This window comes from Flavihumibacter sp. (assembly GCF_036676075.1).
Classification (GTDB): domain Bacteria; phylum Bacteroidota; class Bacteroidia; order Chitinophagales; family Chitinophagaceae; genus Flavihumibacter.
The window spans coordinates 274,654-300,759 of record NZ_JAKFDQ010000007.1 but is presented as its reverse complement, the minus strand read 5'-3'; the positions used below and the strand labels follow the sequence as shown (position 1 = coordinate 300,759).

Here is a 26,106-nt window from a genome sequence, read left to right as displayed (position 1 = left end):
GCTATGAGAAAATTGCTTGGTTATTTTTTGCCAATGCTAATGGCATTGGTATGTCCCGTCCTGGTTTGGGCACAGGTAACCGTCAGCGGTACTGTTACCGATGGCAAAAATAGCCCCGTTGTGGGTGCCTCAGTTAAATTAAGGAATGTTCCAGGCGGCACGGCTACAGATGCCAGCGGCCGGTTTAGTTTTACCATTCCTTCCGCATCCGGTGTACTGGAAATTTCATCTGTAGGGTTTAAAACACAAACATTAACCCTCACCGAATCAAATCTCACAAATATCTCTATCCAGTTAACTGAAGATGTCGGCAAACTGGATGAGGTTGTTGTAACTGGTCTTGCCACCAGTGTAAAACGGAGAAACCTGGCGAATGCCATTGCAACAGTCAGTAGCAAAGAACTCTCCGGTACTGCTCCTGCCCAAACCCTTGATGCAGCCCTGAACGGTAAGATTCCGGGTGCCTATATCAACTCCAATACCGGTGCTCCCGGTGGAGGCATTTCCGTGAAGCTAAGGGGGGTCACTTCCATTTTTGGTAATACCCAGCCGCTTTATGTGGTGGATGGTGTTTTTGTGGATAACAGCTCTACGCCGGGTGGATTGAATGTTGTTACAGAAGCTTCGGGAGCTGGCAATACATCCAATCAGGATAACCCCTCAAATCGTATTGCGGACCTCAGGCCTGAAGACATTGAAAATATTGAAATTCTGAAAGGCGCATCCGCAGCAGCAATCTACGGCTCAAAGGCCGCCGCGGGAGTTGTACTGATTTCAACAAAAAGAGGAAAACAGGGTAAAACAAAGTTCAATGTATCGCAGGACATTGGTTTTGTAAAAGCCAGAAGATTACTGGGAGCCCGCACACTTACCGAAGAGCGTGTTGAAGACATGGGCTGGAACCTGGAAGAATACCAGGCCGCTGTTGCTGCAGGAAAAATTTATGATTATGAAAAAGAGATCTATGGTGAAACCGGCCTTACCCGTAATACGGCATTAAGTATGACCGGAGGTAGCGATAAGACAAGTTTCTACTTTTCTGCTGCTCAAAAAGATGAAGAAGGTATTATTAAAAGAACGGGCTATCGCAATAATAGTATCCGTCTCAACCTCGATCATCGTATAACAGAAAATATAAAAGTGGGTATCAGTTCCAATTATGTCAACTCTTCTTCTGACCGTGGACTTACCCAGAACGACAATGCCGGTGTTACCTTTGGTGTTGCTTTATCTTCAACGCCCGGCTTTACTGATCTGTTTCCTGATGCTAATGGCAACTATCCAAGAAATCCTTATGGAGCGTCAAATCCTATAGAAACACGTGATCTTATTACCAACAACGAAAAGGTAAGTCGTTTCGTAACAGGGGTTAACCTGGATGCATTATTGCATAAATCAGATAAATCAAACACAAGGATGATTGCCAGGGGTGGTGTTGATTATTATAGTCTCAAAACAAATGCCCTTTTCCCCTCATCCATGCAATTCCAGCAAGTGCCAAAAGGTACGTCCATACAGGGCTTTGCAAATAACCTGAATACAAACTATATTTTATCGCTGGTGAATAGTTTTATGCCAAATGATAACCTGGGTTTCACTACTTCAGTTGGTATAACCCAGGAAAAAAGAGAATTTGATAACCTGCTGAATATTGCCCGGCAAGTAATCTCCGGCCAGTCTAATGTTGACCAGGCAGGTTCACTTTCCGCCACGCAATTCCGTACAAAAAATAAAGATGATGGTTTTTTCATCCAGGAAGAGGTGAGCCTTTTTGATGCTATTACCCTCAATGCGGGAGTGAGGATGGATAAATCTACCAATAATGGTGACCCTGATAAATATTATGCTTATCCGAAAGCAAGCGTATCGTGGAATATCACCCGACTCGGACTCACCAACAGCAGTTTCTTTGATAACCTTAAGATAAGGGCTGCTTATGGGGAAGCAGGAAACTTCCCTGCCTTTGGATCTAAATTTTCATCGCTGTTAGTAAGCAATATCGATGGCCTACCAGGCTCGCTTGTGAGTACCCAGAGAGGAAATGCTCTCATTGAACCAGAGCGGCAGACTGAATTTGAAGCCGGACTTGACTTCACCATTTTAGACAACAGGTTAAGTGTTGAATTCAGTGTTTATAATAAAATCGTAAAAGACTTCCTGCTGCAAAGGACTATCCAGCCCTCTTCCGGATTTAGTACTGAATGGGTGAATGCTGGTGATCTCCGCAACCGTGGTCTTGAACTTGGAATCAATGCTTTGGTGGTGAATAAAGCAAACCTTAGGTGGAACTCCACAGTCAATTTCTGGAAGAACCGCTCAAAGGTTACCCGCCTTGATATCCCAACCACAGTTTTGGGTGCCTTCGGAAATACCCTGGGAACATTCAGAATTGAAGAAGGAGCTTCAGCAACACAAATCGTGGGTATTGATAATGGTCCCGCCCGAAAGTTAGGTGACCAGGAGCCTGATTTTCAGATGAACTTCTGGAATGAACTGACTATGTTCAAAAACCTAAGCCTACGTTTCCTGCTCCACTGGAAACAGGGGGGTGATAATATAAACCTTACTGAACTTCTAACTGATTTGGGCGGAACAAGTCCGGATTATGATGATGATGTAACAGGAGGAGATGATGGCAAACCCAATGGTGTACCTGATGCACTTGACCGTATAGGGGCATTGGGTAGTACTGCAAGAGTATTTGTTCAGGATGCGTCCTACCTGCGTTTAAGGGAAATAGCGCTCTACTATAACATACCTGTTCCAGGTAGTTTTATAAAAGGAATGCGCGTTGGCGTTTCTGCCAACAATTTCTGGACCCGCACAAGGTATAAGAGTTATGATCCCGAAACATCCAACTTTGGTTCGGGATTCTCAACCGGTGTTGAGGTAATGCCATTCCCGGCATCAAAACGTGCAACTCTTCACTTATCCATTGATTTCTAAAAAAATGACCATGAAAAAGAACCTAATAATATTATGTTTCATCCTGGTTGCAAGCTGGGTACTGCCGGGATGTAAAAAGGAAATCGGTAACCTGAATAATCCGACAATTGAGGATTTCCTTGAAAATGCCAGCAAACCGGAATTAAATAACCTTGTAACTGGTATCGAGGCAGGAATGCGAAACAATACCGTCATGTACCTAGATGTGGTGGGACTGATCGGCCGGGAGATGTATCGGTTTACTGCTGCCGATCCAAGATATCTGTCTGATCTGCTCGGTGCAGGTGATGCGCAGCTTGATAATAACACTTTTTACCTGACAAATCCTTGGGGTTCAAGGTACAGAGTAGTGAAAAATTGTAATATCCTGATCGAAGCGGCTACCAATTCTTCTTTACTTACTGAGGAAGAACGCAGAGGTTACTTAGGGTTTGCAAAGACTATTAAGGCCTACCAGCTATTGCTGAATCTTAACCTGACCTATACCAATGGCATTCGGGTGGATGTTGCGGATCCGGATAATCTGGGACCAATTCTGGGATATGATGAGTCGCTTGCCGCCATTGCCGCTCTTCTTGATGAAGGCAAGGCTGATATTGAGGCAGGCGTGGAAGCATATGAGCTAACATCCGGCTATAATGTCAATGATTTCCCGGTAAGTATGCTCGAATTAAACCGCGCATTTGCTGCCCGGGTAGCTGCTTATGCTGAAGAATGGGGTACTGTACTTTCTGCACTTGACGAATCCTTTTTGGATCTGAATGGTGATTTCTATGGGGGTGCCTACCATGTATATTCCACTTCATCGGGTGATGTACTTAACCCGGCTTTTGTAAGACAGAATGAGGGTGGAGAACTAAGACTTGCGCATCCCACATATGATAACGATTTGCAGCCAGGTGATGACAGGATAGGAAAGGCAACTGAACGGATAAACCCCGCCAGTTCCAGTGACCTAACGGGTGATCGTGATGTTTGGGTGTATACCAGCTCCACTGCACCCATTCCGATGATAAGGAATGAAGAGCTCATACTTTTATATGCTGAGGCAAAAGTTCAATCTGGTGCTGCTGGTTTTGAAGATGCGGTAGAAGCCATTAACATCATAAGGCAGGGTCATAATCTTCCTGTTTATGCCGGAGCGCTTAACCAGACAGCATTGATAAACGAGATTCTTTACCACCGTCGCTATTCCCTTTTCTTTGAGGGCCATAGGTGGGTTGATATGAGGAGGTATGACAGGCTCGCAGAATTGCCGATTGATCGTACAGGTGATGATGTGTGGACAGCCTTTCCATTGCCATTAACCGAAGTGGATTAAAATATAAAAACTCGCATCTCCCAAAAGGGACTTCTCCGGAAGTCCCTTTTTTTATTCTTATCAAGTGAATATCAAGAACTTATCGTGTAGTGTTTTTTCTTGATGAGCGGCAATTTCTCCCCGCAACGGAATAGTAGAAAAAACAGTCAAGCTACCTCGTTAACAAATTTGTTGGCTATTAAATCAAAATTGAATTCAATGAGAAAAATCATGAGGCAATTGTTGCCAATCCTTTTCGGGTTGGTACTGCCTTTGCTTTCCGCTGCCCAGCAGCAGGTTAAGGGCAGGGTAACAGACGAAACAGGAGCGCCATTGGCAGGGGCAACTGTTACCGTTAAAGGAACCAAGATTGTTGCGCAAACCGATGTGAATGGTAACTTTTCCCTTAATCTTCCTGCCAATTATTCAAAATTGGAGATATCCTATGTAGGATTTTCCGCACAAACCATAACTGCCGGTGCTGGTGAAACCATTGTTGCCCTCAAAGAAGATGATACCAACCTAAACGAGGTGGTCGTTACGGGATTAGCATCTTCCATCAAGCGCTCAAATGCAGCTAATTCAGTAGCCCGTATTGGTGCGAAAGAACTGACGGGCTCAACCCGTCCGCCAACCATCGATGGTGCTATGAGTGGAAAGGTAGCCGGTGCCCAGATCACTGCTAATACAGGCGCTCCCGGTGGTGGATTAAGTATTCGCCTTCGTGGTGTTTCAACGGTTGCAGGTTCCTCAGAGCCGCTTTATGTGATCGATGGAGTGATAGTTAGCAATGACCAGTTTGCTACAGGAGCAGGAACCAGGGCCTTTAATGGCGCTACAGGATTGAATGCCGGATCGCAGGACCAGGCACCGAATCGTATTTCAGATATCAATCCCGCTGACATTGAAAGCATTGAAGTATTAAAAGGACCTTCAGCCTCAGCAATTTATGGATCGCGTGCCGGTGCAGGTGTTATTGTAATTACCACCAAGAGAGGGAAATCAGGAAAGTCGCGCATTAATATCAGCCAGGACCTGGGTTTCAGCAAAGCAAGCAAGCTGCTCGGTTCATCAGACTGGAGCTCCGAAAAAATTGCCCAATACGGAGGTATTTATGGTGGTATTTCAGAAGAGGAAGCACTTGAGCTTTATAACGCTGCTGGCGGAAAAACCTGGGATTATGAAAAGATGATCTGGGGTAATACTGGTTTTATTTCCAATACGAATCTCAATATTTCCGGAGGTAATGATCGTACTAAATTCTATATCGCCGGATCATACCAGAATGAAACAGGAATACAGAAAAAAACAGGTTTTACCAGGAAATCATTTCGGGTGAATGTGGATCATAAATACAATGATTTTATAGATTTTAAAGTCAGCAGTAGTTTCATAAATTCCAACAGTTCGAGGAGCTTTACCGGTAATGATAATAATGGAGTATCGCTAAGTTATTCCATTGCTTATATACCCAATTTCCTCGATATCGCCCGCCGTCCAGATGGTAGTTATCCCACAATACCTGGCCGCAACCAGAATCCGATGGAGATAGTAGACAGGGCAGAGAACAAAGAAAAAACCAACCGCTTCCTGAATTCAGGTGAGTTAAACATCGCATTGCTTAAAAGGGAGAAAACTACACTGAAGCTGGCATTCCGCGGTGGTGTGGATTATCTCTTGTCGGAACCAACAACCTATGTACCGGAAGACCTCCAGTTCATGGCGGATGTAGCAAATAAAGGAGCAATCCGGTTAACAAACAACAAAGCCCTGTATACTTACATGCAGGCTGGTTTGAACTTCAGCACCAATGTTGGAAATAATATTGACCTCACTACCGGATTGGTATTCCTCCGTGATGACCAGAAAACGGATCAGTCTTTCATCCAGGGTGAAGGTCTGCTGCCTGGTCAGCGAAATCCAAGCACCGCTCTTGTTAAGCTTACCGATAATAATCAAACCCGCAGTTCTGTGGTTGCCTTTGATGCAAGCCAGGAAATGAACTGGGATGATAAAGTAATTGGAAGGGTTGGTCTTCGTGCAGATAAATCAACACTTGCCGGACTGAATTTCGACAAGTATTACTATTATCCAAGAGCCGCCCTGGCAGTAAATATTGCCAATTTCGGTTTTTGGAAATCAGGTGTTGTTAACCAGGTGAAGCCAAGGATAGCTTATGGGGAGGCATCTGGATTTCCTTCTATAGATGCTGTTTACTCTAACCTGCTGGGTGTTACATATGGCGGATCACTTGGATCAGTTCCACCAACATTGCTTGGGCTCAGTGCACTTGATCCGGAAAGGGCAAGAGAGATTGAAGTGGGGCTTGACCTAGGCTTCTTTAATAATAAGATCAGTTTGGAAGCCACCTGGTACAATAAAAAAGTGGTTGATTTTCTGTTCCCCTTTACCCTTTCACCAGGGAGTGGTGTAACCTCATTTAAGCTATATCCCGTGGGTGATATCGTGAACAAAGGAATTGAGATCGGATTAAATGCACAAATTCTCAAAAACAGAAACGTTGAATGGTCGAGTGGAGTTCAATTCTGGACCAATAAATCAGAAGTTACCCGTCTAACTATTCCGCCATCCTTTGTTGCCGGATCGGGCTTTGGCGCGTTTGGCAGAAAGCGTATTCAATTAGGCAAATCGCCTACTGCCTGGTGGGGCTTTGATGAGGATGGAAACCTTATTGATCATAAAGACTACCAGCCCGATTTCCAGCTTAGCTGGAACAATAATTTGAGATTTGCCAAAAACCTTGAATTTAATATGCTCTGGCATACCAGTCAGGGTGGCCACAATTCATCTCTTACCCGCTTACTGAAAGATGAGGGAGGTACTACACATGACTGGAGTACAGTGGGAAAATCAGGAGAACCTTTAGGAGTGGAGCGCCAGGATGGAGTAATCTATAATTACATCTTTGACGCCAGCTATATACGCTTGCGTGAAGCAGGATTATATTATTCCTTGCCTTCAAGCATTATCAAGGGAAGTTTCAGGGAGCATGTACAGAATATTCGTATTGGATTTTCCGCACAGAATCTGGTAACCATTACCAACTATTATGGATATGATCCTGAAGTTTCCAACTTCAATACAGGTAATGCCGGTGGCGCATTAACAGGTGGGGTTGATCTTTCTCCCTTCCCCATGGCCAAACGCTTTTTCTTTCATTTGAATATCGGTCTGTAATTATAAAAATTGAATCAATGAATAAGTATTTATACAAGGGCAGTATGCTGATGCTGGGAGCTATTTTACTGCTCAGCAGCGCGTGTACGAAAACCAGCTACGTGCCAAATCCGAATGCCCCTACCCAGGAATCAGTATTGAATAATGCCACGCGTGACCAGATCGCTCAACTGGGCGTGGGTATTCAGTCGGTGGTAAGGAATGGATTATTTTCCTTCTATACCTGGTCGGGCTCAATCGGAAGGGAAGTGGTCTATTTTGCTCAAACCGAAAGCCGCTATTACCGCGAATTGCAGGGTGAAATTCCACTCGATCCCGCGGGTATAATGTATGACTGGTACAATACCTCCAACCAAACCAGGCGCAGGGCAGAAATTCTTTTGCGTTCAGCCCAGAATACCAACTCCATTACAGAAGGGGAGAAGGCTGCTGCTAAAGGTTTCGCCAAAACCATCCAGGCATATGCAATGCTCAATGCCCTTAATATGATGGGGAATAATGGTATCCGCACCAGCTTCAGTGATCTTAGTACACCAGGCGACTTACTCAAGCCTGGTTGTTTTGGAAATTATGCTGAGTCACTGGCCTACCTGAAAGGCTTAGCGGATGAGGGATTAGCTGCTCTTGACCAGGCGGGCACTGCAGGTTTTCCATTCCCTATGGTGGCCGGATGGAATGGATTTTCTACTGTATCAGATTTTAAAAAGGTGAACAGGGCCATTGCAGCAAGAATTGCAATGTATCAGAAGGACTGGACTGCCCTCGAAACTGCTCTGGCGGCATCTTTCCTGGATATAGAGGGTGCCCTGAACGCAGGTCCATACCTGATGTATTCTACAGCAGCTGGTGACCTGACAAACCCATTATGGCGTGCACCTGATAATGCAGGCACTCCCATTTTGGTGCAGTCAAAATTTGTTGCCGAGGCAGAAACTGGTGATAAGCGGGTATTTGGTACTAATATAGCCGAAGGAGGACTTGCCCGTGTTCGCCAGCGCACAACGCCTACAGCACCACCGGACTACCCTTCTATGACGCATGAGGTTCAGATGTATGCTACCAACGAATCTCCCGTAAGGTTCATCCGAAACGAAGAGTTGATCCTCATGTATGCAGAGGCTAAAATCCAGCAAAATGATCTGGATGCTGCGGAAGAAACATTAGATATAATCCGTGAAGCCTATGGATTAGCAAAGCTAGCCGTTGCAAAGCCTGCGGTACCAGGAAATAAAGATCGGCTGATAGACGAATTGTTGCACCAGAGAAGGTATTCTCTCTTCATGGAAGGCCATCGTTGGTTCGATATGAGAAGGTATGAGAAACTGGCCAATCTGCCACTCGATAAACCAAGCCATTCTGTTTTTACACAGTTTGCCATGCCAAAAGCAGAATCCGACTGGGATAGTGTTTATCCATGTGAATAAAATTTAAGACAGAAGTTTAGGTTGAATAGGGGTGTCTCTGATGAGATGCCCTTTTTATTGCCGGTGCATTATTGAGTTTTTTATTTGCTTGCGTTACGCCTATTTTTGCAGCCTGATTATCAGCAAGCATACAAAAATCAATACATGGTAGACGCAATTTTAGGCCTCCAGTGGGGCGACGAGGGAAAGGGTAAGATAGTAGATTATTTTGCACCCCAATATGATATCATCGCACGTTTCCAGGGAGGGCCCAATGCCGGGCATACACTCTATGTTGAAGGCAAAAAAGTTGTCTTGCACCAGATTCCATCCGGCGTATTTCATCCACACACCATTAACCTGATAGGCAATGGAGTTGTGCTAGACCCCGTTACGCTAAAACGCGAATGTGAAACGGTTGCCGGCTTTGGAGTTGATGTTCGCAAGAACATGTTTATTTCTCATCGCACACATTTAATCCTTCCAACGCATCGTGCGCTGGATAAAGCATCTGAATTACAGAAAGGAAATGATAAGATCGGATCCACGTTAAAAGGAATTGGTCCAGCCTATATGGACAAGACCGGTCGTAACGGCTTACGCGTGGGTGATCTTCTTGATAAAAACTTTACCACTTCTTATATCCGTCTTCGTCTCAAGCACCAGCGGATGCTTGACAGCATGGGTTTCCAGGAAGATATTACGCCCTGGGAAGAAGAATTTTTTGATGCGATTGAATTCCTCCGTAGCCTCAATGTTGTAAATGGAGAATATTTCATCAATGAAAGTATCGTAGCCGGTAAGAAAGTTCTTGCAGAAGGCGCTCAGGGAAGTATGCTGGATATCGATTTTGGTACTTTTCCTTTTGTAACTTCTTCCAATACAACTACTTCAGGCGTATGTAACGGGCTAGGCGTGGCACCACAGAAAATCAGGGATGTTATGGGCGTTACAAAAGCCTATTGCACCCGTGTTGGCAGTGGCCCATTCCCCACAGAATTGCATGATGCGGTGGGAGAAGAATTAAGGAAGCTGGGCAATGAATTCGGAGCTACCACCGGGCGCCCACGCCGCTGCGGCTGGATCGATCTGATTGCACTAAAATATGCCTGCATGATCAATGGTGTCACCAAGGTGATCATGACCAAGGCTGATGTGCTCGATAAATTTGAAACACTCGAAGTATGTACTGCATATAAGATTGACGGAAAGGAATCCGAATATGTACCTTTCCAGATGACAAGGCATCAGATAGAACCAGTATTACGTTCCTTCCAGGGCTGGATTACTGATACTACTGAAGTAAAAAATCATGCTGACTTACCCGTAAAAATGAAGGAATACGTAGATTACATAAACAAGTTTATTGGTGTGGATGTATCACATATTTCTAACGGACCTGGACGCGACCAGATTGTAATTGTATAAGGGCCAACTGTTTTAAAAATATTTTTTAAAAATTTGGTCATTTAAAAAGAACCTTGAAATTTTACACCGTAATCCATTATGAGTTATGGCTGCTAAACCTGATAATAAAAAGACTACCCGCACGCCTGCTGAAAACGCAGACGAGCCCGTGAAGAAAGCATCTTCGAAATCTAAAAAGAAAGAAGAGGAGGAGGATGATGACCTTGAAGATGATGAGGAAACTCCAAAAGCATCTGCCAGGAAATCAGCTAAAGCTTCAAAATCTAAAACCGATGAGGATGAGGAAGATGAAGATGATGCCATCGAAGAAGATGATGATTGGGAGAAGGTAGAAGAAGAAGATACCTGGGATCCGGATTTTGAAGAATTCGATCTTCCCAAATCAAAAACCAAGAAAGGTCCTGCTCCCGGCAAGAAAGCGGGTAAGGATGAAGAAGATCTTGGTATCGATGATGAATTCAAAGAACTGGACCTGTTTAATGATTCCGGCTTTGATGATGACGATGATGATTTTTAATTATTACTATGAGTAATGCTGCCGGGCGGTCGTTTAAGTCTTATGCCCTGACCGTAACCCCGGCTATAAAATTGCAGATGTTGAATTGGGTCAGCCAGTTCAACATCTGTTGTTTTATGGATAGCCATCAGTACAGCGGCACACAGAGCAGTTTTGATTGTTTAGTTGCCAGCGGTGCCTGGAAATGGATCAAACTTTCTGCCGGCAATGCTTTTGGAATGTTACAAGCCTTCAGCAAGCAGCAAGGGGACTGGCTATTTGGTCATTTTGGTTTTGATCTTAAACAGGAAACCTGCAACTCTCCTTCATTATTACACGACCCTCTTGGTTTTCCGGATTGCTATTTTTTTGTTCCCGAACATCTTATCCTTATTTCAGGGAACGAGGTAAAGATCAGCAGTTATTCTTTAGATGAAGACGCCCTGTTTCGCGATATCCTTAATACAAAAATAAAAACAGGTAACCTATCTAAAATCATTCTTTCTCCTGCCATGAGTCGTGAAGATTATATCAGCAGGGTAGAAATATTAAAAGCACATATACATAGGGGTGATTGTTATGAGATCAATTTTTGCCAGGAGTTTTTTGCTGAAAATGTAACGGTTGATCCCGTATTACTTTTCCGAAAATTAGCAGAAGTTTCACCTAATCCCTTTTCAGCTTATTATAAGATTGATAGTCTTCATTTGCTTTGTGCCAGTCCGGAAAGATATCTGCGTGTAAAAGATGGAAGGGTGATTTCCCAACCCATTAAAGGAACTGCAGTGCGAGATCACCTGAATGAAAAACATGACAGGGAACTGGCCGAAGAACTTAACGCCAATCCAAAAGAAAGATCCGAAAATGTAATGGTTGTTGATCTTGTACGCAATGATCTCTCCCGGGTTTGTGATGCGGGCTCTGTACAGGTTGATGAATTATTCGGCATTTACAGTTTTCCGCAGGTTCACCAGATGATATCTACTATCAGCGGCAATCTTGCATCGGGTAAGAATTGGATTGATGCTGTTGAAGCCAGTTTTCCTATGGGTTCCATGACCGGCGCTCCCAAGAACAAAGTTCTTGAACTTATTGAGCGATATGAATTGGTGCGACGGGGAATATTTTCAGGCGCCCTTGGTTATTGCGATCCTGCGGGCAATGCTGATTTCAATGTTGTTATAAGGAGCATTCTCTATAATGATCAAAATCAATACCTGTCCTGTCTTTTTGGGTCCGGCATCACCTGGTACGCAGAACCTGAAAAAGAATATGAAGAATGCCTGCTAAAAGCTATAGCAATAAAAAAAGTGCTGGAATGATACCAGCACTTTTAAGCTTAAAATTCAGGATAACTATTTAAGAATACCAGTTTGCTTTCTGTTGGTGGCTGATCCATCATTCATTACAGCTGCGCTGCTCAGGAGAACCTGTACTGATTCCTGAAGAATATTATACTTGCTTGCATTAAACATCTCCATCTTTTCAAGCGGAAGTTTCATTTCGTAGCTGTTGGTAGTGCTTGACATTACCTTATCAAAGTCAGGATTGAAACGATTGAAATCACCCAGGTCCATAACAATGTGTTTAGCGATAACGGCAGACTGATACTTGCCGGAAACATGTTGGCTCTTAGACCCATCTTCTTCTTCCTTGGTAATTTTGCGATGGAACGCATAGAGGTGAGGACCATAATGCGCCTTGGTTTCTGCTTTCGTAAGAGTGGTTAACCCCCCCTGCCCTTCAAAAATATAGTGCGTACCGATAAATTTTTTAACGTGGTTACGCGTTTCAGCGGGAAGGTAATACTGAAGATCCCAGAAATTACGGCTGCCACTTCTTGCGATCGCTTTCTGAACATTACCCGGACCGGCATTATATGCTGCGATTACCAGGAGCCAGTCGCCATAAATTTTGTAAAGGTCTTTCAGGTAGAGAGCGGCAGCATTTGTGCTCTTAAGATAATTTTTTCTTTCATCTACCTTGCTATTTACTTTCAGACCCATTGTAATAGCCGTTGGTTTCATGAACTGCCAGGGGCCTACCGCACCCATATGAGATACAGCTCCTGATTTCAATTTTGATTCGATAACAGCCAGGTACTTTAATTCGCGAGGCAGACCATGCTTACGAAAAACCCCATCCATCATGTTAAAATAAGGACGAGCCCATGATTTGAGGTCCTGTAATGACTTGGTGTGTTTTTCGATGTAATCTTCCACAAAATTCACTGCCCGGGGATTTAGCCTGGGAGCATTGGAAGTGTTTGTTCCATCTTCTTCAAAAAGATCAGAGATCTTTTGGGTAGGAGTTGCTGCCTTCAAAGTGTTATCAGCAGCGTTTTCAATGGTGGTATCAGCTATTGCCGGACCACTGGTAGGATTCGTTGTTTCCTGGGCAACGGAGAAGCCAAGTGACACCACAAGGATGGCACCTAACATGAGAAATTTTTTCATGTTCCAGATTTTCGTTCACAATTAATGAAAGCTTCTCAAAGGAGACTTTGGCCGGTTTTCAACGGAAGGATTAATTCTTGTAATGCACCAGTAACTCTGAAACCTTGAGCAAAGATAATTCTTCAAATCGGTTTGTCATAGCCTGGAGGCCGTATGGCATACCATTACTGTGCCAAAAAATGGGGAGAGAAATGGCCGGAATGCCCGTTAAATTGGCAAAAACTGTGTAAATATCTCCAAGATACATTTCGATAGGATCGTCAGTTTTTTCGCCGAAACGGAAAGCTGTAGTGGGAGCCGTTGGACTAAGGATTACGTCGAAGTCCTTGAAAATCAATTGTGTTTGGTTGTATAGCTCGCGCCTGACCTGCTGGGCTTTAGTGAAGTATGCATCATAATAACCGGCACTCAGAACGAAGCTTCCAAGCATGATTCTTCTCTTTACCTCCGAGCCGAATCCGGCGGACCTATTATGTGCATAAAATTCTGCTAAATCATCCACTTTAACATCTTCGCGGCGGCCATAACGAACACCATCGAAGCGGGAGAGGTTAGAAGATGCTTCTGCGGTTGTTAATATATAGTAAGTTGGAACGATATAATCAAGGTAGGTAAAATCGACAGCTGTAACGGTATGTCCCTCATTTCGGAGCCGGTCAAAGTAATTTAGCAGGCTAGCTTTAATCTCGGGATCAAGGGATGGATGCTCAACTGCCTCTTTGAAGTAGGCGAACTTTAGCGGTTCCCGGGATTTACCACCGTTATTTGAAATGTCAGAATCAAATCCTGACAAATTCGAGGAATAGGGTGGTACCGGCCTGTCAGCAACGGTGCTATCGAATTCGTCAGCCCCTGCGATAGTTTCCAGTATGAGGCCAATATCATGCAGATTGTTGGCTAAAATGCCGATCTGATCGAAAGAAGATGCATAAGCGATCAGGCCATACCGCGAAATACGTCCATATGTTGGTTTGAGACCAATGATACCACAGAAGTCGGCTGGCTGCCTAACTGAGCCTCCTGTATCAGTGCCAAGGGTAACCATACAGAGCTTCGCCTGCACGGCTACTGCAGACCCCCCTGAAGAGCCCCCCGGAACACGATTGTTGTCCAGCGCATTTAAAGTAGGACCATAACAGGAGTTTTCATTAGAGGAACCCATGGCGAATTCATCACAATTAAGTGTTCCAATTATGATTGCACCGGCATTCAAAAGTTTCTGCACTGCACTGGCCGTATAGGGAGCTATAAAGTTTTCCAGCATCCGGGAGGAGGCACTGGTACGAAATCCCTTGTAGCATAAAACATCCTTAATACCAACCACTACTCCATGGAGGGGTAACAGATGGCCAGTTTCTGCTATTTGTTTATCAAGCCGGTTTGCTTCCTCCCTGGCAGATTGTTCAAACACTTCAACGAAGGCATTCAGGTGTCTGTTTTGGGTGATTTGCTGCAAATAAAACTCCACTACCGCAGAGCAGGTAGTGGAGCCATTTTTCAATTCTTTATGATATGCTGCTATTGATTCGTATTCAAACAAGACCATTGCGTTTCTAATGTTCAACTAAAGGGTAGATCCGGATTAATACCTAAGTACAACAGGCATTGAATTGAATTAAGGTTGAGAGGAAGGAGTTTTTTCTTTTTCCTTGATCCCTTCTTCAATCTCTTGCTTCACATTGTTTTTTGCGTCCTGGAATTCACGGATACCACGACCCAGACCGCGCATCAGTTCAGGAATTTTCCTGCCACCGAACAAAAGTAATACAACCAGACCGATCAGGATCAGCTCGCTTCCGCCCGGCATTGAGATCAGTAAAAATGGATTAGCTTGTACCATGCCAAATGATTTAAGTTGTTTGTAAAGATACGATATTAATAAGGCAATAGTTTCAATAACAATTCATAAATGTGCAATCGATTCCGTTGATTTGAAATAGTATTTTTTTGCACTATCCTTTCCATCAATTCCTTTTCTTATTTCAACTCATTACAAAGCGTACAGGCAGTAAAATGGTTCGCCCCATATAACATTGTTGTTTGGAGTATGCTCACTTGTTTCACCATGGTTGGGTTTTCTTACGGTACTTTTAGGGTTATCCTAGGGTATTATAGGCTAAAAACCCTAGGATAACCCTAGGATAACCCTAAGATAACCCTAGGATAACCCTAGGATAGATTTTAGGTAACCATCCTATCAGGCCGATCGGATACAATCAAAATGGTGATAGTGGGGATGGCTTCCATGCTTATTTTAATAGATGGAAACCGTAGAAAATAAAAAGGCCGCCTCAATGATTTGAGACGGCCTTTTTGTTATAACCCGAAGGTTAATTATTTCGCAACAACTGCTCTTTTCTTTTCTTTAATTCGTGCACTCTTACCGCTACGCTCACGAAGGAAGTAAAGCTTGGCGCGACGAACCTTTCCTGCTTTATTAAGCACGATAGTGTCAATATTTGGCGAGAAGAGAGGGAAAGTTCTTTCCACACCCACACCGTCAGAGATCTTACGGACGGTAAAAGTTTGGGTTGTGCCCTGGCCCTGGCGCTTGATCACATCGCCTTTAAAGCTCTGGATACGCTCTTTATTTCCTTCAACGATCTTATAGTTAACGGTAACGTTGTCACCGGCTTTGAACTTCGGGAATTCTCTATTCGGTGTTAACTGCTCGTGAACAAATGCTACTGCGTTCATGATTCTTAATTTTATCGGACGGCAAAGGTAGGAGGAAACATCGAATATCCAAAAGAATTTTCTGTCTTCTCCTACTGATTTTTACTACCTGGCAACGTTCACAGCCCTTTTCTCCCGGATTACCGTAACCCTGATCTGGCCGGGGAAAGTCATTTCCGTCTGTATCTTCTGTGCAATTTCAAAGCTGAGCCGGTCGCTGTCACTGTCGGTTACCTTATCGGCCTCTACAATTACACGCAACTCGCGGCCAGCCTGAATGGCATATGCCTTTTCCACCCCGGGATATGCCATCGCCATATTTTCAAGGTCCTTAATCCGCTGCAGGTATTGCTGCATGATTTCCCTGCGGGCACCCGGACGGGCACCACTTATGGCATCACAAGCCTGGATAATAGGACTGATAACATACTGCATTTCCATTTCGTCGTGGTGGGCTCCGATAGCATTCACCACAGCGGGGTTTTCACCATATTTTTCAGCCAGCTTTGCACCCAGTAAGGCATGGCTTAATTCTGATTCTTCATCAGGAACTTTACCAATATCGTGTAATAATCCGGCCCGTTTAGCAAGCTTGGGATTCATTCCCAATTCTGAAGCCATGATACCACATAAATTGGCGACTTCCCGGCTGTGCATAAGCAGGTTCTGACCATAGGAAGAGCGGAATCTCATCTTTCCCACTATCCTGACAAGCTCTTTATGTAAACCATGGATACCGAGCTCAATTACTGTACGCTCACCGATCTCCATCACCTGGTCTTCGATCTGGCGACGTGTTTTTTCTACTACCTCCTCAATACGGGCGGGATGGATCCTGCCGTCAGTAACCAGCCGCTGCAAACTCAGTCGGGCGATTTCACGACGAAGGGGGTCAAAAGATGAAAGGATAATTGCTTCGGGAGTATCATCAACAACGAGGTCAACGCCTGTTGCAGCTTCAATTGCACGGATATTTCGTCCTTCACGGCCAATGATCTGACCCTTGATCTCATCACTTTCCAGGTTGAATACCGTTATGGAGTTTTCAATGGCCTGTTCTGCAGCAGTTCGCTGGATGGTTTGAATAATGATTTTCCTTGCCTCTTTATTGGCTTTTTGTTTGGCATCATCAATTATTTCCTGTTGTACGCCCAGGGCCTGGGTATGCGCTTCCTGCTTCAGGCTCTCCACTAATTGGGTCTTCGCTTCTTCGGCAGTTAACCCCGCGATTTTTTCCAGCCTCCGGATATGTTCTTCCTGGTGCTTTTCGAGCTCAGTACGTTTAAAATTGACCAGCTCAATCTGACGGTTCAGGTTTTCTTTGATCGCTTCGTTCTCCTTGATCTGTTTGTCGAGGTTGGTTTCTTTCTGATTTATTGACTGCTCTTTTTGCTTGATCCTGTTTTCTGTGTCCCCAAGTTTGCGATTGCGATCCAGAACTTCCCTGTCATGATCAGCTTTTAATTGTACAAATTTTTCTTTGGCCTCTAATAATTTTTCCTTTTTTAATGTTTCCGCCTGCGACTGGGCGTCTTTTAGAATTTTCTGAGCCTGTTGCTCCGCTTCATTAATCTTCTGTTCTGTGTTCGCTTTAAAAATGAATTTGCCTGCCACTATGCCCACAATCAGGGCAACAAGGGCAGCGATCAATATCATTATAGTGTCGTTCATTTAGTTGTTTTTTAATGCTTTTGACAATCGTATATATATTCTGCACATACCTCATAAGTGATTGAGTAAGATGCTAATTCGCGAAAATACGAATTCATTGGAGAAAAGCGAATGGCATTTCGCAGGGCCATCAGATCAGGTACCAGTGCGGTCAATCATCCCTTCAAGTTGGGTGAGTTTGTCTATGATGGATTGCTTTTCAAGGGTGCTTTTAGTGAGTTGGCTTTGTTCGGTGGCATACCATACCAGTACCATGGCAATATAGTCCTGCATGTCTTTAGCAGAGAATTGCGTTTTGAACTCAATAACCTTATCGTTAATGATCTTAATGGTATTTCGAACCGCTTCTTCGTCCTGGGCCCTGATTTTGATCCGATAGGTCCTGTCACCAATTACAATATTTAGCGGTATTAGCTGGTCAGACATGGTTATTCATTAAGCAGGGCGATACATTTATCGATCTCCCTGAGGTATTGATTGATCCTTTTCTCGAGCGCGTGCTTGTCAACTTCGTTGGTGCCTGCACCGCGGGTAGCCTTTAACAGGTCTAATTGCTGTTGCAATTCTTCCAGGCGATGTTGCTGTAAACGGTCTTTCTCAACATAGCTCTGGTGTTGTTGAAGGAGTCGTTCATTTTCGCGTTGAATTTGCAGGAACTGTTTCTGCAAAACGCCCAGTTTATCCTGGATCCTGGCGATATGGTCAAGCAATTCCTGCATATATTAAAGGTAAGGAAATGAAGCAAGGCTCATTTCCGGATCTCTGCGCCAATCTCTTTTTCAATTGCTCCTATGATCTTTTGCATCATGGAGTCTATCTCCTTATCGGTCATTGTCTTCTCCTCGTCCAGAAAGGTAAACCTAACAGCCAATGATTTTTTCCCTGCTCCTAATTTATCGCTTTCAAACAGATCAAAGAGTTCCAGTTTTTTAAGCTTTGCGATTCTTTGTGAGTGAATCACATTATCTATTGCGCCATAAGCAGTTTGTTTTGGAACCACGAGGGCCAGGTCGCGTTGTACAGGCTGTTGTTTTGGTAATTCACGAAAGCTGATCTTCTGGCGCAAAACCAATGCCATAAGTACCTGCCAGTAAAGGTCTGCAAAAAATACAGGTTGCTTAATATCAAACTGGTTCGCCTTCTTTTTGGATACCTGTCCGGCTATTCCGATAAGTTGATTTCCTGAATAGATATGAAGGGCATCTGACAAACCTTCTGCTTCTCCGGCTTCAAATCGAATGGATGGAACTCCTGCCATAAGGCTAATCTTCTCAACAATTCCTTTCAGCGTGTAAATATCTGCAGCAGCACCCTTATTACGCCAGGAAGTTGGAGTGAAATTGCCACTCAGGTAAATACAGCAATGAGGCGTTTCGGTATATTTTCCTTCGTTTTCAGTTAGATATGTTTTACCCCACTCAAAAAAACTAATATCTGTATTCTTCCTGTTATGGTTATAAGCAATCACCTCGAGACCTGTTTCAAGCATCGCGGGCCTCAGTACATCCAGTTCAATACTAAGGTTGTTAAGCATTTTGACCGCAGCTTTCATTTGTTGTTCAGTAAAATAAGCGCTGTTCGAAATGGAGTTGGTCAGTATTTCACGGAAACCGGCACCCGCCAGGTATTGGGCGATCTTCTCTCTAAGCTTTCCATCAATATCATCCTCAACAGAGGGAGTAATTGTAATAGCCTGTGGTATTTCTACATTGTCGAGACCATCGATCCTGAGTATCTCCTCAACAATATCGGCTGGAATACTAATATCAGGTTTGCTGAATGGTACGGAAACCCTCATTTCGTCAATTCCATCCTTCAATAATTCAAAGCCCAGCGCCTCAAGGATTTTTTTAACCGTATCGGGATGGTAATTTTTGCCACTCAGTTTTTTCAGGTAATGGTATTTTATCGCGACTTCATTCTTTACTGCCGGTTCGGGGTAAACATCTGTTATATCAGATGAAATGGTACCTCCGGCGATCTCCTTTATCAGCAGGGCTGCGCGCTTCAATGCCTGAACTGTTTGTGAGATATCCACACCCTTTTCAAAACGTGTAGCCGCATCGGTTCGAAGTGAATGCCGGAAAGATGTTTTTCTGATGGAAGCAGGATTGAACCAGGCACTTTCGAGGAAAATATTCTGGGTTTTGTTTGTTACACCACTTTTAATACCACCGAATACCCCTGCAATACACATGGGTTCGTCTTCATTGCAAATCATCAGGTCTGTGGCGTGCAGCTTTCTTTCCTTTTCATCAAGGGTAACAAAAATGGTTTGATCAGGAAGGGTTTTGACGATCACTTTATTGCCCCTGATAGCATCCGCATCGAAAGCATGAAGGGGTTGGCCCATTTCATGAAGAACATAATTGGTGATATCTACAATATTACTGATGGGCCGCACGCCAATGGCCTGCAGTTTATCTTTAAGCCACTGGGGCGATTCAGCTATTTTTACCCCTGTGATACTTACCCCGGCATAGCGCTTACAAGCCACCTTGTCTTCAATTGTGACTGCAATAGGTAATGATTTATTCTGCGCTTTGAAAGCGTTAACGGATGGTTGTTTTACACGAAGCTCTTTTTTATCGTGGTGGGTAAGATAGGCACAAACATCTTTTGCCACACCCAGATGACTCATGGCATCCATCCTGTTGGGGGTAAGGCCGATCTCAAAAATAATATCCTGGTATGTGTGGAAATGTGTTGCGGCCGGTGTGCCGGTTTTTAGAGTTGATGGTAATACAATGATGCCGCCATGGTCTGTACCCAGACCAATCTCATCTTCAGCGCAAATCATACCATGGCTTTCAACACCCCTGATTTTAGCGATCTTCATTGTTACCGGATCACCTGAGCTGGGATAGATGGTGGTGCCCACCGGTGCCACTACAACCATTTGTCCGGCTTCCACATTTGGTGCTCCGCATACGATTTGAAGTGGTTCGCTTCCCCCTATATCAACTGTGGTTAATTTGAGTTTATCTGCATTCGGATGCTGATCACTGGTAAGTACCTTTCCGATCACCAGGCCCTTCAATCCCCCCTTTACGGATTCATATTGCTCCATGCTCTCTACTTCCAATCCAATTGCCGTCAGTATTTTGCTCATGCGTTCCGGGTCGATCGATACCGGGATATATTCAGCCAGCCAATTATAAGAAATTGTCATGTATCGTATAAATATTAGGCAGCAAATATAACTGTTTACACAGGCTTGTGTTGTTTATGCATTACAGCTTAATAAATTTGGCTGGTACTCGATTAATTTTAAAGTAAAATGCCGTCAATGAAAGTATTGGTGATGGGGATAATTGTCATTATGATGATGCTGGCAGATGGTTGCCAGGCTGAAAAACCTATTGGCGAGCCTTTTAAGGACCTAAGTGAGCAAATGGATGTATTAGCAATCCTGCAAGGTTCAATAGGTACCGATCTGCAAAAAAATGATTGGGAAGGAGCCAGCAATATGACAAGAAGTATGGACAGCGTTTTAAAGATATGTAGCGAGGATTTCATAAAACACCAGCGTTTGAAGGAGCCTTTCCGGGAGTTCTATGAAAGAAAAATGGAAAGGTCCATTGGAAGCCTGTTAAGAAGCATCCGCCGCCGAGATAGTGTGGCAGCAAGAAAGAGTTATGAATTCCTGGTTAAGCGATGTAACAGCTGCCATAATGAAAATGACGTTGCAGAAAGAGCTCATTTATAGAAAAAATCATGCCGTGAAACTATAGTGAAACAAACTCCTCAGGAAGAATGGGTGTTTTAACGGTATGTTTTTAAGAGGCTATTAATAGCCATCATACAGTATTCTGCCTTATTCACTGTTTATGCACAATTTCTGAAAGGCAAGCTGACACAATGTTTCATGCGAAAAACAGATATGGAATTCTATGTCATTTGACCTGAAAGCCCATCATGGTGATAGATTATTACAGCCAAGTATACCTGCCAAATTCTTTATGCACAACCCGTGTGTATTTCGTAAAAGAATGCTGGGAAAACTTATTTAAATTGTGGATAGCCTGAAGATGATGGTGAATAAGCGTCAAAAAGCTGTGGATAACCATCTTAATTACTATAGAATAAATTAACGCTGCAAATAATTTTTTTAAAAGCTAGGGTTGGAGATATATTCGCCCTCCTGAATAGGTGTTAACACCCGCGTCATAATTAATTAATCATTTGGTAATGTCGTTTTGTGGATTATTTTCTCCATTTCAGGGAATTATTTTTTAACGTTTTTGACCCTTGTTTACTATAAATGGATCTAACTAATATCAATAAGGACCGGAAAAACCGCAGGAAAGGATCAATTGATCTGAGTACTATGATGTACGGCAAAGTACCACCCCAGGCAAAAGATCTTGAGGAAGCTGTACTCGGAGCAATTATGTTGGAGAAGAGTGCTTTTGACACGGTGGTTGAAGTGCTTAAGGCAGAATGCTTTTATGTGGATGCCAATCAGCGCATATTCAAAGCCATGCAGGCACTTTCACAGAAAACACAACCCATTGATATTCTTACTGTAGTGGAAGAACTTCGGAAACGCGAAGAACTGGAGATGGTGGGAGGCCCTTATTATGTTACCAAGCTCACTAATACGGTAGTGTCTTCGGCCAATATTGATGCACATGCCCGAATCATTTTACAGAAATTTATCCAGCGCGAATTGATCCGTATCAGCGGGGAAGTTATAAGTGATGCTTATGAAGATTCAACTGATGTATTTGATTTACTCGATTCTGCAGAGAGCAAGCTTTTCGAGATAACGAATAATCACCTTCGTAAAGATTATAATTCTATTGACTCGGTACTGGTTAAAGCGGTTAAGCGAATAGAGGATCTCCGCAACCAGAAGGAAGATATTTCGGGTGTGCCATCCGGTTTCCCAAGCATAGATAAGGTTACATACGGGTGGCAGAAGACTGATTTGATCATCCTCGCAGCACGCCCTGCTGTGGGTAAAACCGCCTTCGCACTTAATTTGGCGCGTAATGCGGCTTTGCACCCCGTCCGTCCCACAGCAGTGGCCGTGTTTAGTCTTGAGATGAGCGCTGGTCAATTGGTACAGCGTATTCTTTCGGCCGAATCGGAAATATGGCTGGAAAAGATAAGCAGGGGAAAGCTTGAAGAGTATGAAATGAAACAGCTCTATGCCAAAGGGATCCAACGGCTTTCTGAAGCGAAGATTTTTATTGACGACACGGCAGCGCTTAATATTTTTGAACTAAGGGCCAAATGCCGGAGGTTAAAGAACAAACATGATCTTGGCCTGATCATAATAGATTATCTGCAGCTAATGAGTGGTGCGGGAGGAAATACGAACCGCGAACAGGAGATCAGCCAGATTTCCCGTTCTCTGAAGCAGCTGGCTAAAGAATTGGAGGTGCCGATAATTGCACTTTCTCAGTTGAGCAGGGCGGTCGAAACACGAAAAGAAGGTAATAAAATGCCTCAGTTAAGTGATCTCCGTGAATCAGGGGCCATCGAACAAGATGCTGATATGGTTATGTTTATTTATCGCCCTGAATATTATGATGTAAATGCCAATGAACACGGAGAAAGCGTAAAAGGTGAAACCCATGTGAGGATAGCAAAACACCGAAACGGATCTCTCGAAACAATCAAACTCAGGGCCCAGCTTCATATTCAGAAATTTGTTGATGAGGGAGTGGAAGGTGGTGAAGGTGCGGCGGGTAGCGGCCCTTCCTGGAAGCCGATAGGGCCTTCTGGAGCCCCGGCAGACAATAGCGGATACCGACAGATAGGCAGCCGGATGAATGATGTGCCATTTGAAGATGATGAAACACCGTTCTGATAATGGCCTTACCCTTCTTTTATTTATCAACTTATGATGGTGGCAGCCTGATTGATCTGGATGAGCCTACTTCAAGGCATATCGTTTCTGTTTTAAGAATGCAGATGGGGGAACAGTTGCACCTTACTGATGGCAAGGGTTTGCTTTTAACTGCTACTGTAACAGAAGCTCATAAGAAAAGGGCAGTTGTAAAAGTGGAAAATCAAACTTTTTTTGAAAGGCAAACTGCAATTGTAAGTATTGCCATCTCACTGGTAAAGAATAATACAAGATTTGAATGGTTTCTTGAAAAAGCAACAGAAACCGGCGTGGCAAACATTTATCCGATTATTTGCCAGAGAACAGAAAAGCAAAACTTTCGTTACGACCGAATGCACCAGATTCTTGTGAGTGCCATGTTGCAGAGTCAGCAGGTTTGGTTACCGGAATTATCAACCCCCGTTCCATTTAATATCATAGTGAAGGAAAGTGATCACAATAAAAAATGGATTGCCCACTGCATAGAAACTAATAAAGAATCCCTTCGGAAACAAGGGCCTGCTAAGGGTAAAGAGATCCTGTTAATTGGTCCGGAAGGTGATTTTACCGAAGCTGAAATTGCCCATGCGCTAGCACATGGATTCGCCCCCGTGGCACTTGGTGAAACCAGATTGCGAACAGAAACAGCCGGTATGGTGGGCGCTACCCTTTTAATGGTGAATTAAAGATATTTTTATCGGGCCATATCATCATAATGATCGGGATGTGATGAAGCGATGTTTGGATCTTCCAGTACAGGCTCCCTTAATGCTACGGGTTTTGCAACAGCATTTTTACGCATGAACATATTTAGCATTTCTACTGCGAAACTGAATGCCATACCGAAATAGATATAATTTTTCATTCCCAGGTTATGTGCCGCCTCACTATCCCATCCTTCAATTACCAGGCTTAATCCTATCATCACCAGAAAAGAAAGTGCCAGCATTTTCAGGGTTGGATGTTTATGTATGAACCCGGAAATTTTTGGGCTGAAAAGAAACATGACTGTCATGGCAATAACCACGGCTGCAATCATTATTTCAACATGCTTGGCAGTTCCCCCTGCTGTGATAATACTATCGAAAGAGAAAACCGCATCAATCAATAATATCTGACCTATGGCCTGACCGAAGCTAAGGGTTGGTTGCTGGTTGCCGGCTGCATTTGGATCATCACCTTCCAATTTGTGATGGATCTCCTTAACCGATTTATAGATGAGGAACAATCCCCCTGCAAGCATTACAATACTAGCCAGGTCAAAGCCTTTGCCTGCAATGGTGAATACTGCTTTTCCTTTTTGTGCGAGTAGCCATCCCAACCCCAATAATAAAAGGCTCCTCATAATAATTCCTGAGATCATCCAGAACCTTCTCGCTTTTTTATGGTCTTTCGCTTCCTTCAACCGGTTCATGATAATGCTTACGAAAATGACGTTATCTATTCCCAGTACCACTTCCAGTACTACCAGGATAAGAAAACTAATCAGGCTTTCGGTCGTGAATAAATGTTCCATATTAAGAAGCAGGGGTTTATTATTAAGGGGTTAAGGTCTGTATAATTTATATATGTTCACTGATGTCTTTTGCAATTGATGGACCAACATAAATGAAACCCGTCCAAACTTGTACCAAACAGGCACCCGCGTCCAGCTTTTCCATTGCATCCTGTGCTGTAAAAATGCCTCCGCTGGCAATAACGGGGATGCGGGAATCCGAACGCTGGTGGATATAAAGGACCATTTCGGTTGCTCTTTCCCGTAGTGGTGCCCCACTTAATCCACCTGCTCCGATCTTTTCAAGCTCTGCCTCGGTAGTGCGAAGGCCATCCCTTCTTATGGTGGTATTTGCCGCAACAAGTGCTGCCAGCTGGAGCTCAATTGCGAGGTCAATTACATCATCCACCTGACCTGTTGTAAGGTCGGGTGCTATTTTAAGCAATAGTGGTTTGGGCCGCGGGTATTGGTTGTTTATGGTTTGCAGGTGGGAGAGTATTTTATGTAAGGCGTCCTTTTCCTGAAGTTCCCTCAGTCCGGGTGTATTGGGTGAACTTACGTTTACTACAAAATAGTCTACGACATCAAACAATTCTCGGAAGCAGATTTCATAATCTTTCCAGGCCTCTTCATTTGGGGTAAGTTTATTCTTTCCGATATTACCACCTATGATCAGTTTTGGGTGAAGGTTGGCGGGATGGGCAAGCTTCCAACTCTTCAGTCTCTCAGCTACTACTTTCACCCCTTCGTTATTAAAACCCATCCTATTGATAAGTGCCTCATCTTTAGGTAAGCGGAATAAGCGGGGACGATCATTTCCCGCCTGGGGTTGAGGTGTTACGGTTCCGATTTCAATAAACCCGAAGCCTAGTGATTCCAGCTCCCGCAGGTACCTTGCATTTTTGTCAAATCCTGCGGCAAGGCCAACTCCATTTTTAAAAGATAATCCAAAAGCCTCTATTGGTCTGGCACCCCGGGCTGTAAAGCGGCGGGTGATGTATTTGCGGATATAGGGAAACGAACAGGCCAGCTGGAGCATGTTCATGGAAAAATAGTGGGCTGTTTCAGCAGATAACCTGAAAAGGATAGTGCGGATGATTGAATACATATTTGTCAAAAAAAAACCTTTGGAGGGGCTTTTCAAAAAATTATTTTTCATGGATAGTGAGAACCACTTAAATTTGAGTAATAAGGTTGT

At 43.8% G+C, this 26,106-nt stretch carries 20 protein-coding genes; 10 read left to right on the top strand and 10 right to left on the bottom strand.

The window, feature by feature from the left end:
* The first annotated feature begins 3 nt into the window (after positions 1 to 3).
* The 7 genes from V6M43_RS04105 (at position 4) to V6M43_RS04075 (ending at position 12,093) form a co-directional block, all read left to right on the top strand.
* On the top strand, positions 4 to 2,946 hold the full coding sequence (locus V6M43_RS04105) for a SusC/RagA family TonB-linked outer membrane protein (RefSeq protein WP_332732766.1): 2,943 nt from the start codon (positions 4 to 6) through the stop codon (positions 2,944 to 2,946).
* A 10-nt stretch (positions 2,947 to 2,956) separates the two neighbouring features.
* Positions 2,957 to 4,267 (top strand): RagB/SusD family nutrient uptake outer membrane protein, encoded by a 1,311-nt coding sequence (locus V6M43_RS04100; protein ID WP_332732765.1) that lies wholly within the window; start codon positions 2,957 to 2,959, stop codon positions 4,265 to 4,267.
* A 198-nt stretch (positions 4,268 to 4,465) separates the two neighbouring features.
* Positions 4,466 to 7,444: a SusC/RagA family TonB-linked outer membrane protein gene (locus V6M43_RS04095; protein WP_332732764.1), complete on the top strand. Its 2,979-nt coding sequence runs from the start codon at positions 4,466 to 4,468 to the stop codon at positions 7,442 to 7,444.
* A 17-nt stretch (positions 7,445 to 7,461) separates the two neighbouring features.
* Complete coding sequence (locus V6M43_RS04090; protein ID WP_332732763.1) at positions 7,462 to 8,868, top strand: RagB/SusD family nutrient uptake outer membrane protein; 1,407 nt, start codon at positions 7,462 to 7,464, stop codon at positions 8,866 to 8,868.
* A gap of 144 nt (positions 8,869 to 9,012) precedes the next feature.
* On the top strand, positions 9,013 to 10,275 hold the full coding sequence (locus V6M43_RS04085; RefSeq protein ID WP_332732762.1) for an adenylosuccinate synthase: 1,263 nt from the start codon (positions 9,013 to 9,015) through the stop codon (positions 10,273 to 10,275).
* Between the two features lie 85 nt (positions 10,276 to 10,360).
* Positions 10,361 to 10,792 (top strand): hypothetical protein, encoded by a 432-nt coding sequence (locus V6M43_RS04080; protein WP_332732761.1) that lies wholly within the window; start codon positions 10,361 to 10,363, stop codon positions 10,790 to 10,792.
* Positions 10,793 to 10,800: 8 nt separating this feature from the next.
* Positions 10,801 to 12,093, top strand: coding sequence for an anthranilate synthase component I family protein (locus V6M43_RS04075; RefSeq protein ID WP_332732760.1), 1,293 nt, complete (start codon positions 10,801 to 10,803; stop codon positions 12,091 to 12,093).
* Between the two features lie 33 nt (positions 12,094 to 12,126).
* On the opposite strand, the gene V6M43_RS04070 is transcribed toward V6M43_RS04075, so the two are convergent.
* The 8 genes from V6M43_RS04070 to pheT form a co-directional block, all read right to left on the bottom strand.
* Positions 12,127 to 13,227, bottom strand: a complete 1,101-nt coding sequence (locus tag V6M43_RS04070) for a lytic transglycosylase domain-containing protein (protein ID WP_332732759.1) — start codon at positions 13,225 to 13,227, stop codon at positions 12,127 to 12,129.
* Positions 13,228 to 13,297: 70 nt separating this feature from the next.
* Complete coding sequence (gatA, locus tag V6M43_RS04065; RefSeq protein ID WP_332732758.1) at positions 13,298 to 14,773, bottom strand: Asp-tRNA(Asn)/Glu-tRNA(Gln) amidotransferase subunit GatA; 1,476 nt, start codon at positions 14,771 to 14,773, stop codon at positions 13,298 to 13,300.
* Positions 14,774 to 14,842: 69 nt separating this feature from the next.
* Complete coding sequence (locus V6M43_RS04060; RefSeq protein WP_039127227.1) at positions 14,843 to 15,067, bottom strand: Sec-independent protein translocase subunit TatA/TatB; 225 nt, start codon at positions 15,065 to 15,067, stop codon at positions 14,843 to 14,845.
* Between the two features lie 494 nt (positions 15,068 to 15,561).
* Complete coding sequence (gene rplS / locus V6M43_RS04055) at positions 15,562 to 15,924, bottom strand: 50S ribosomal protein L19 (protein WP_332732757.1); 363 nt, start codon at positions 15,922 to 15,924, stop codon at positions 15,562 to 15,564.
* An 84-nt stretch (positions 15,925 to 16,008) separates the two neighbouring features.
* On the bottom strand, positions 16,009 to 17,574 hold the full coding sequence (gene rny, locus V6M43_RS04050) for a ribonuclease Y (RefSeq protein ID WP_332732756.1): 1,566 nt from the start codon (positions 17,572 to 17,574) through the stop codon (positions 16,009 to 16,011).
* A gap of 135 nt (positions 17,575 to 17,709) precedes the next feature.
* On the bottom strand, positions 17,710 to 18,000 hold the full coding sequence (locus tag V6M43_RS04045) for a cell division protein ZapA (protein WP_332732755.1): 291 nt from the start codon (positions 17,998 to 18,000) through the stop codon (positions 17,710 to 17,712).
* A gap of 2 nt (positions 18,001 to 18,002) precedes the next feature.
* Complete coding sequence (locus tag V6M43_RS04040; RefSeq protein WP_332732754.1) at positions 18,003 to 18,293, bottom strand: hypothetical protein; 291 nt, start codon at positions 18,291 to 18,293, stop codon at positions 18,003 to 18,005.
* Positions 18,294 to 18,322: 29 nt separating this feature from the next.
* Positions 18,323 to 20,746, bottom strand: coding sequence for a phenylalanine--tRNA ligase subunit beta (gene pheT, locus V6M43_RS04035; protein WP_332732753.1), 2,424 nt, complete (start codon positions 20,744 to 20,746; stop codon positions 18,323 to 18,325).
* A gap of 117 nt (positions 20,747 to 20,863) precedes the next feature.
* Between pheT and V6M43_RS04030 the strand changes: the two genes are divergently transcribed.
* From V6M43_RS04030 to V6M43_RS04020, 3 genes are all read left to right on the top strand, one after another.
* Positions 20,864 to 21,283 carry a hypothetical protein gene (locus tag V6M43_RS04030; protein ID WP_332732752.1) on the top strand — a complete coding sequence of 140 codons (420 nt, stop codon included), beginning with the start codon at positions 20,864 to 20,866 and terminating at the stop codon, positions 21,281 to 21,283.
* Positions 21,284 to 21,838: 555 nt separating this feature from the next.
* On the top strand, positions 21,839 to 23,395 hold the full coding sequence (dnaB, locus tag V6M43_RS04025) for a replicative DNA helicase (RefSeq protein WP_332732751.1): 1,557 nt from the start codon (positions 21,839 to 21,841) through the stop codon (positions 23,393 to 23,395).
* A gap of 2 nt (positions 23,396 to 23,397) precedes the next feature.
* On the top strand, positions 23,398 to 24,099 hold the full coding sequence (locus V6M43_RS04020; protein ID WP_332732750.1) for an RsmE family RNA methyltransferase: 702 nt from the start codon (positions 23,398 to 23,400) through the stop codon (positions 24,097 to 24,099).
* Between the two features lie 8 nt (positions 24,100 to 24,107).
* On the opposite strand, the gene V6M43_RS04015 is transcribed toward V6M43_RS04020, so the two are convergent.
* Together V6M43_RS04015 and V6M43_RS04010 are read right to left on the bottom strand one after the other, a co-directional pair.
* Positions 24,108 to 24,929: a TerC family protein gene (locus V6M43_RS04015; RefSeq protein ID WP_332732749.1), complete on the bottom strand. Its 822-nt coding sequence runs from the start codon at positions 24,927 to 24,929 to the stop codon at positions 24,108 to 24,110.
* 46 nt (positions 24,930 to 24,975) lie between these two features.
* Complete coding sequence (locus tag V6M43_RS04010) at positions 24,976 to 26,016, bottom strand: quinone-dependent dihydroorotate dehydrogenase (RefSeq protein WP_332732748.1); 1,041 nt, start codon at positions 26,014 to 26,016, stop codon at positions 24,976 to 24,978.
* Between the last annotated feature and the right edge of the window lie 90 nt (positions 26,017 to 26,106).

Bases quoted from the DNA above. Each gene is read 5' to 3' on its own strand.
- V6M43_RS04080 (WP_332732761.1), top strand. From the start codon at position 10,361: ATGGCTGCTAAACCTGATAATAAAAAGACTACCCGCACGCCTGCTGAA.
- V6M43_RS04060 (WP_039127227.1), bottom strand. From the start codon at position 15,067: ATGGTACAAGCTAATCCATTTTTACTGATCTCAATGCCGGGCGGAAGC.
- V6M43_RS04075 (WP_332732760.1), top strand. From the start codon at position 10,801: ATGAGTAATGCTGCCGGGCGGTCGTTTAAGTCTTATGCCCTGACCGTA.
- rny (WP_332732756.1), bottom strand. From the start codon at position 17,574: ATGAACGACACTATAATGATATTGATCGCTGCCCTTGTTGCCCTGATT.
- V6M43_RS04100 (WP_332732765.1), top strand. From the start codon at position 2,957: ATGAAAAAGAACCTAATAATATTATGTTTCATCCTGGTTGCAAGCTGG.
- V6M43_RS04070 (WP_332732759.1), bottom strand. From the start codon at position 13,227: ATGAAAAAATTTCTCATGTTAGGTGCCATCCTTGTGGTGTCACTTGGC.
- pheT (WP_332732753.1), bottom strand. From the start codon at position 20,746: ATGACAATTTCTTATAATTGGCTGGCTGAATATATCCCGGTATCGATC.
- V6M43_RS04040 (WP_332732754.1), bottom strand. From the start codon at position 18,293: ATGCAGGAATTGCTTGACCATATCGCCAGGATCCAGGATAAACTGGGC.
- V6M43_RS04090 (WP_332732763.1), top strand. From the start codon at position 7,462: ATGAATAAGTATTTATACAAGGGCAGTATGCTGATGCTGGGAGCTATT.
- V6M43_RS04015 (WP_332732749.1), bottom strand. From the start codon at position 24,929: ATGGAACATTTATTCACGACCGAAAGCCTGATTAGTTTTCTTATCCTG.
- V6M43_RS04010 (WP_332732748.1), bottom strand. From the start codon at position 26,016: ATGTATTCAATCATCCGCACTATCCTTTTCAGGTTATCTGCTGAAACA.
- V6M43_RS04085 (WP_332732762.1), top strand. From the start codon at position 9,013: ATGGTAGACGCAATTTTAGGCCTCCAGTGGGGCGACGAGGGAAAGGGT.
- V6M43_RS04105 (WP_332732766.1), top strand. From the start codon at position 4: ATGAGAAAATTGCTTGGTTATTTTTTGCCAATGCTAATGGCATTGGTA.
- V6M43_RS04045 (WP_332732755.1), bottom strand. From the start codon at position 18,000: ATGTCTGACCAGCTAATACCGCTAAATATTGTAATTGGTGACAGGACC.
- V6M43_RS04020 (WP_332732750.1), top strand. From the start codon at position 23,398: ATGGCCTTACCCTTCTTTTATTTATCAACTTATGATGGTGGCAGCCTG.
- rplS (WP_332732757.1), bottom strand. From the start codon at position 15,924: ATGAACGCAGTAGCATTTGTTCACGAGCAGTTAACACCGAATAGAGAA.
- dnaB (WP_332732751.1), top strand. From the start codon at position 21,839: ATGGATCTAACTAATATCAATAAGGACCGGAAAAACCGCAGGAAAGGA.
- gatA (WP_332732758.1), bottom strand. From the start codon at position 14,773: ATGGTCTTGTTTGAATACGAATCAATAGCAGCATATCATAAAGAATTG.
- V6M43_RS04030 (WP_332732752.1), top strand. From the start codon at position 20,864: ATGAAAGTATTGGTGATGGGGATAATTGTCATTATGATGATGCTGGCA.
- V6M43_RS04095 (WP_332732764.1), top strand. From the start codon at position 4,466: ATGAGAAAAATCATGAGGCAATTGTTGCCAATCCTTTTCGGGTTGGTA.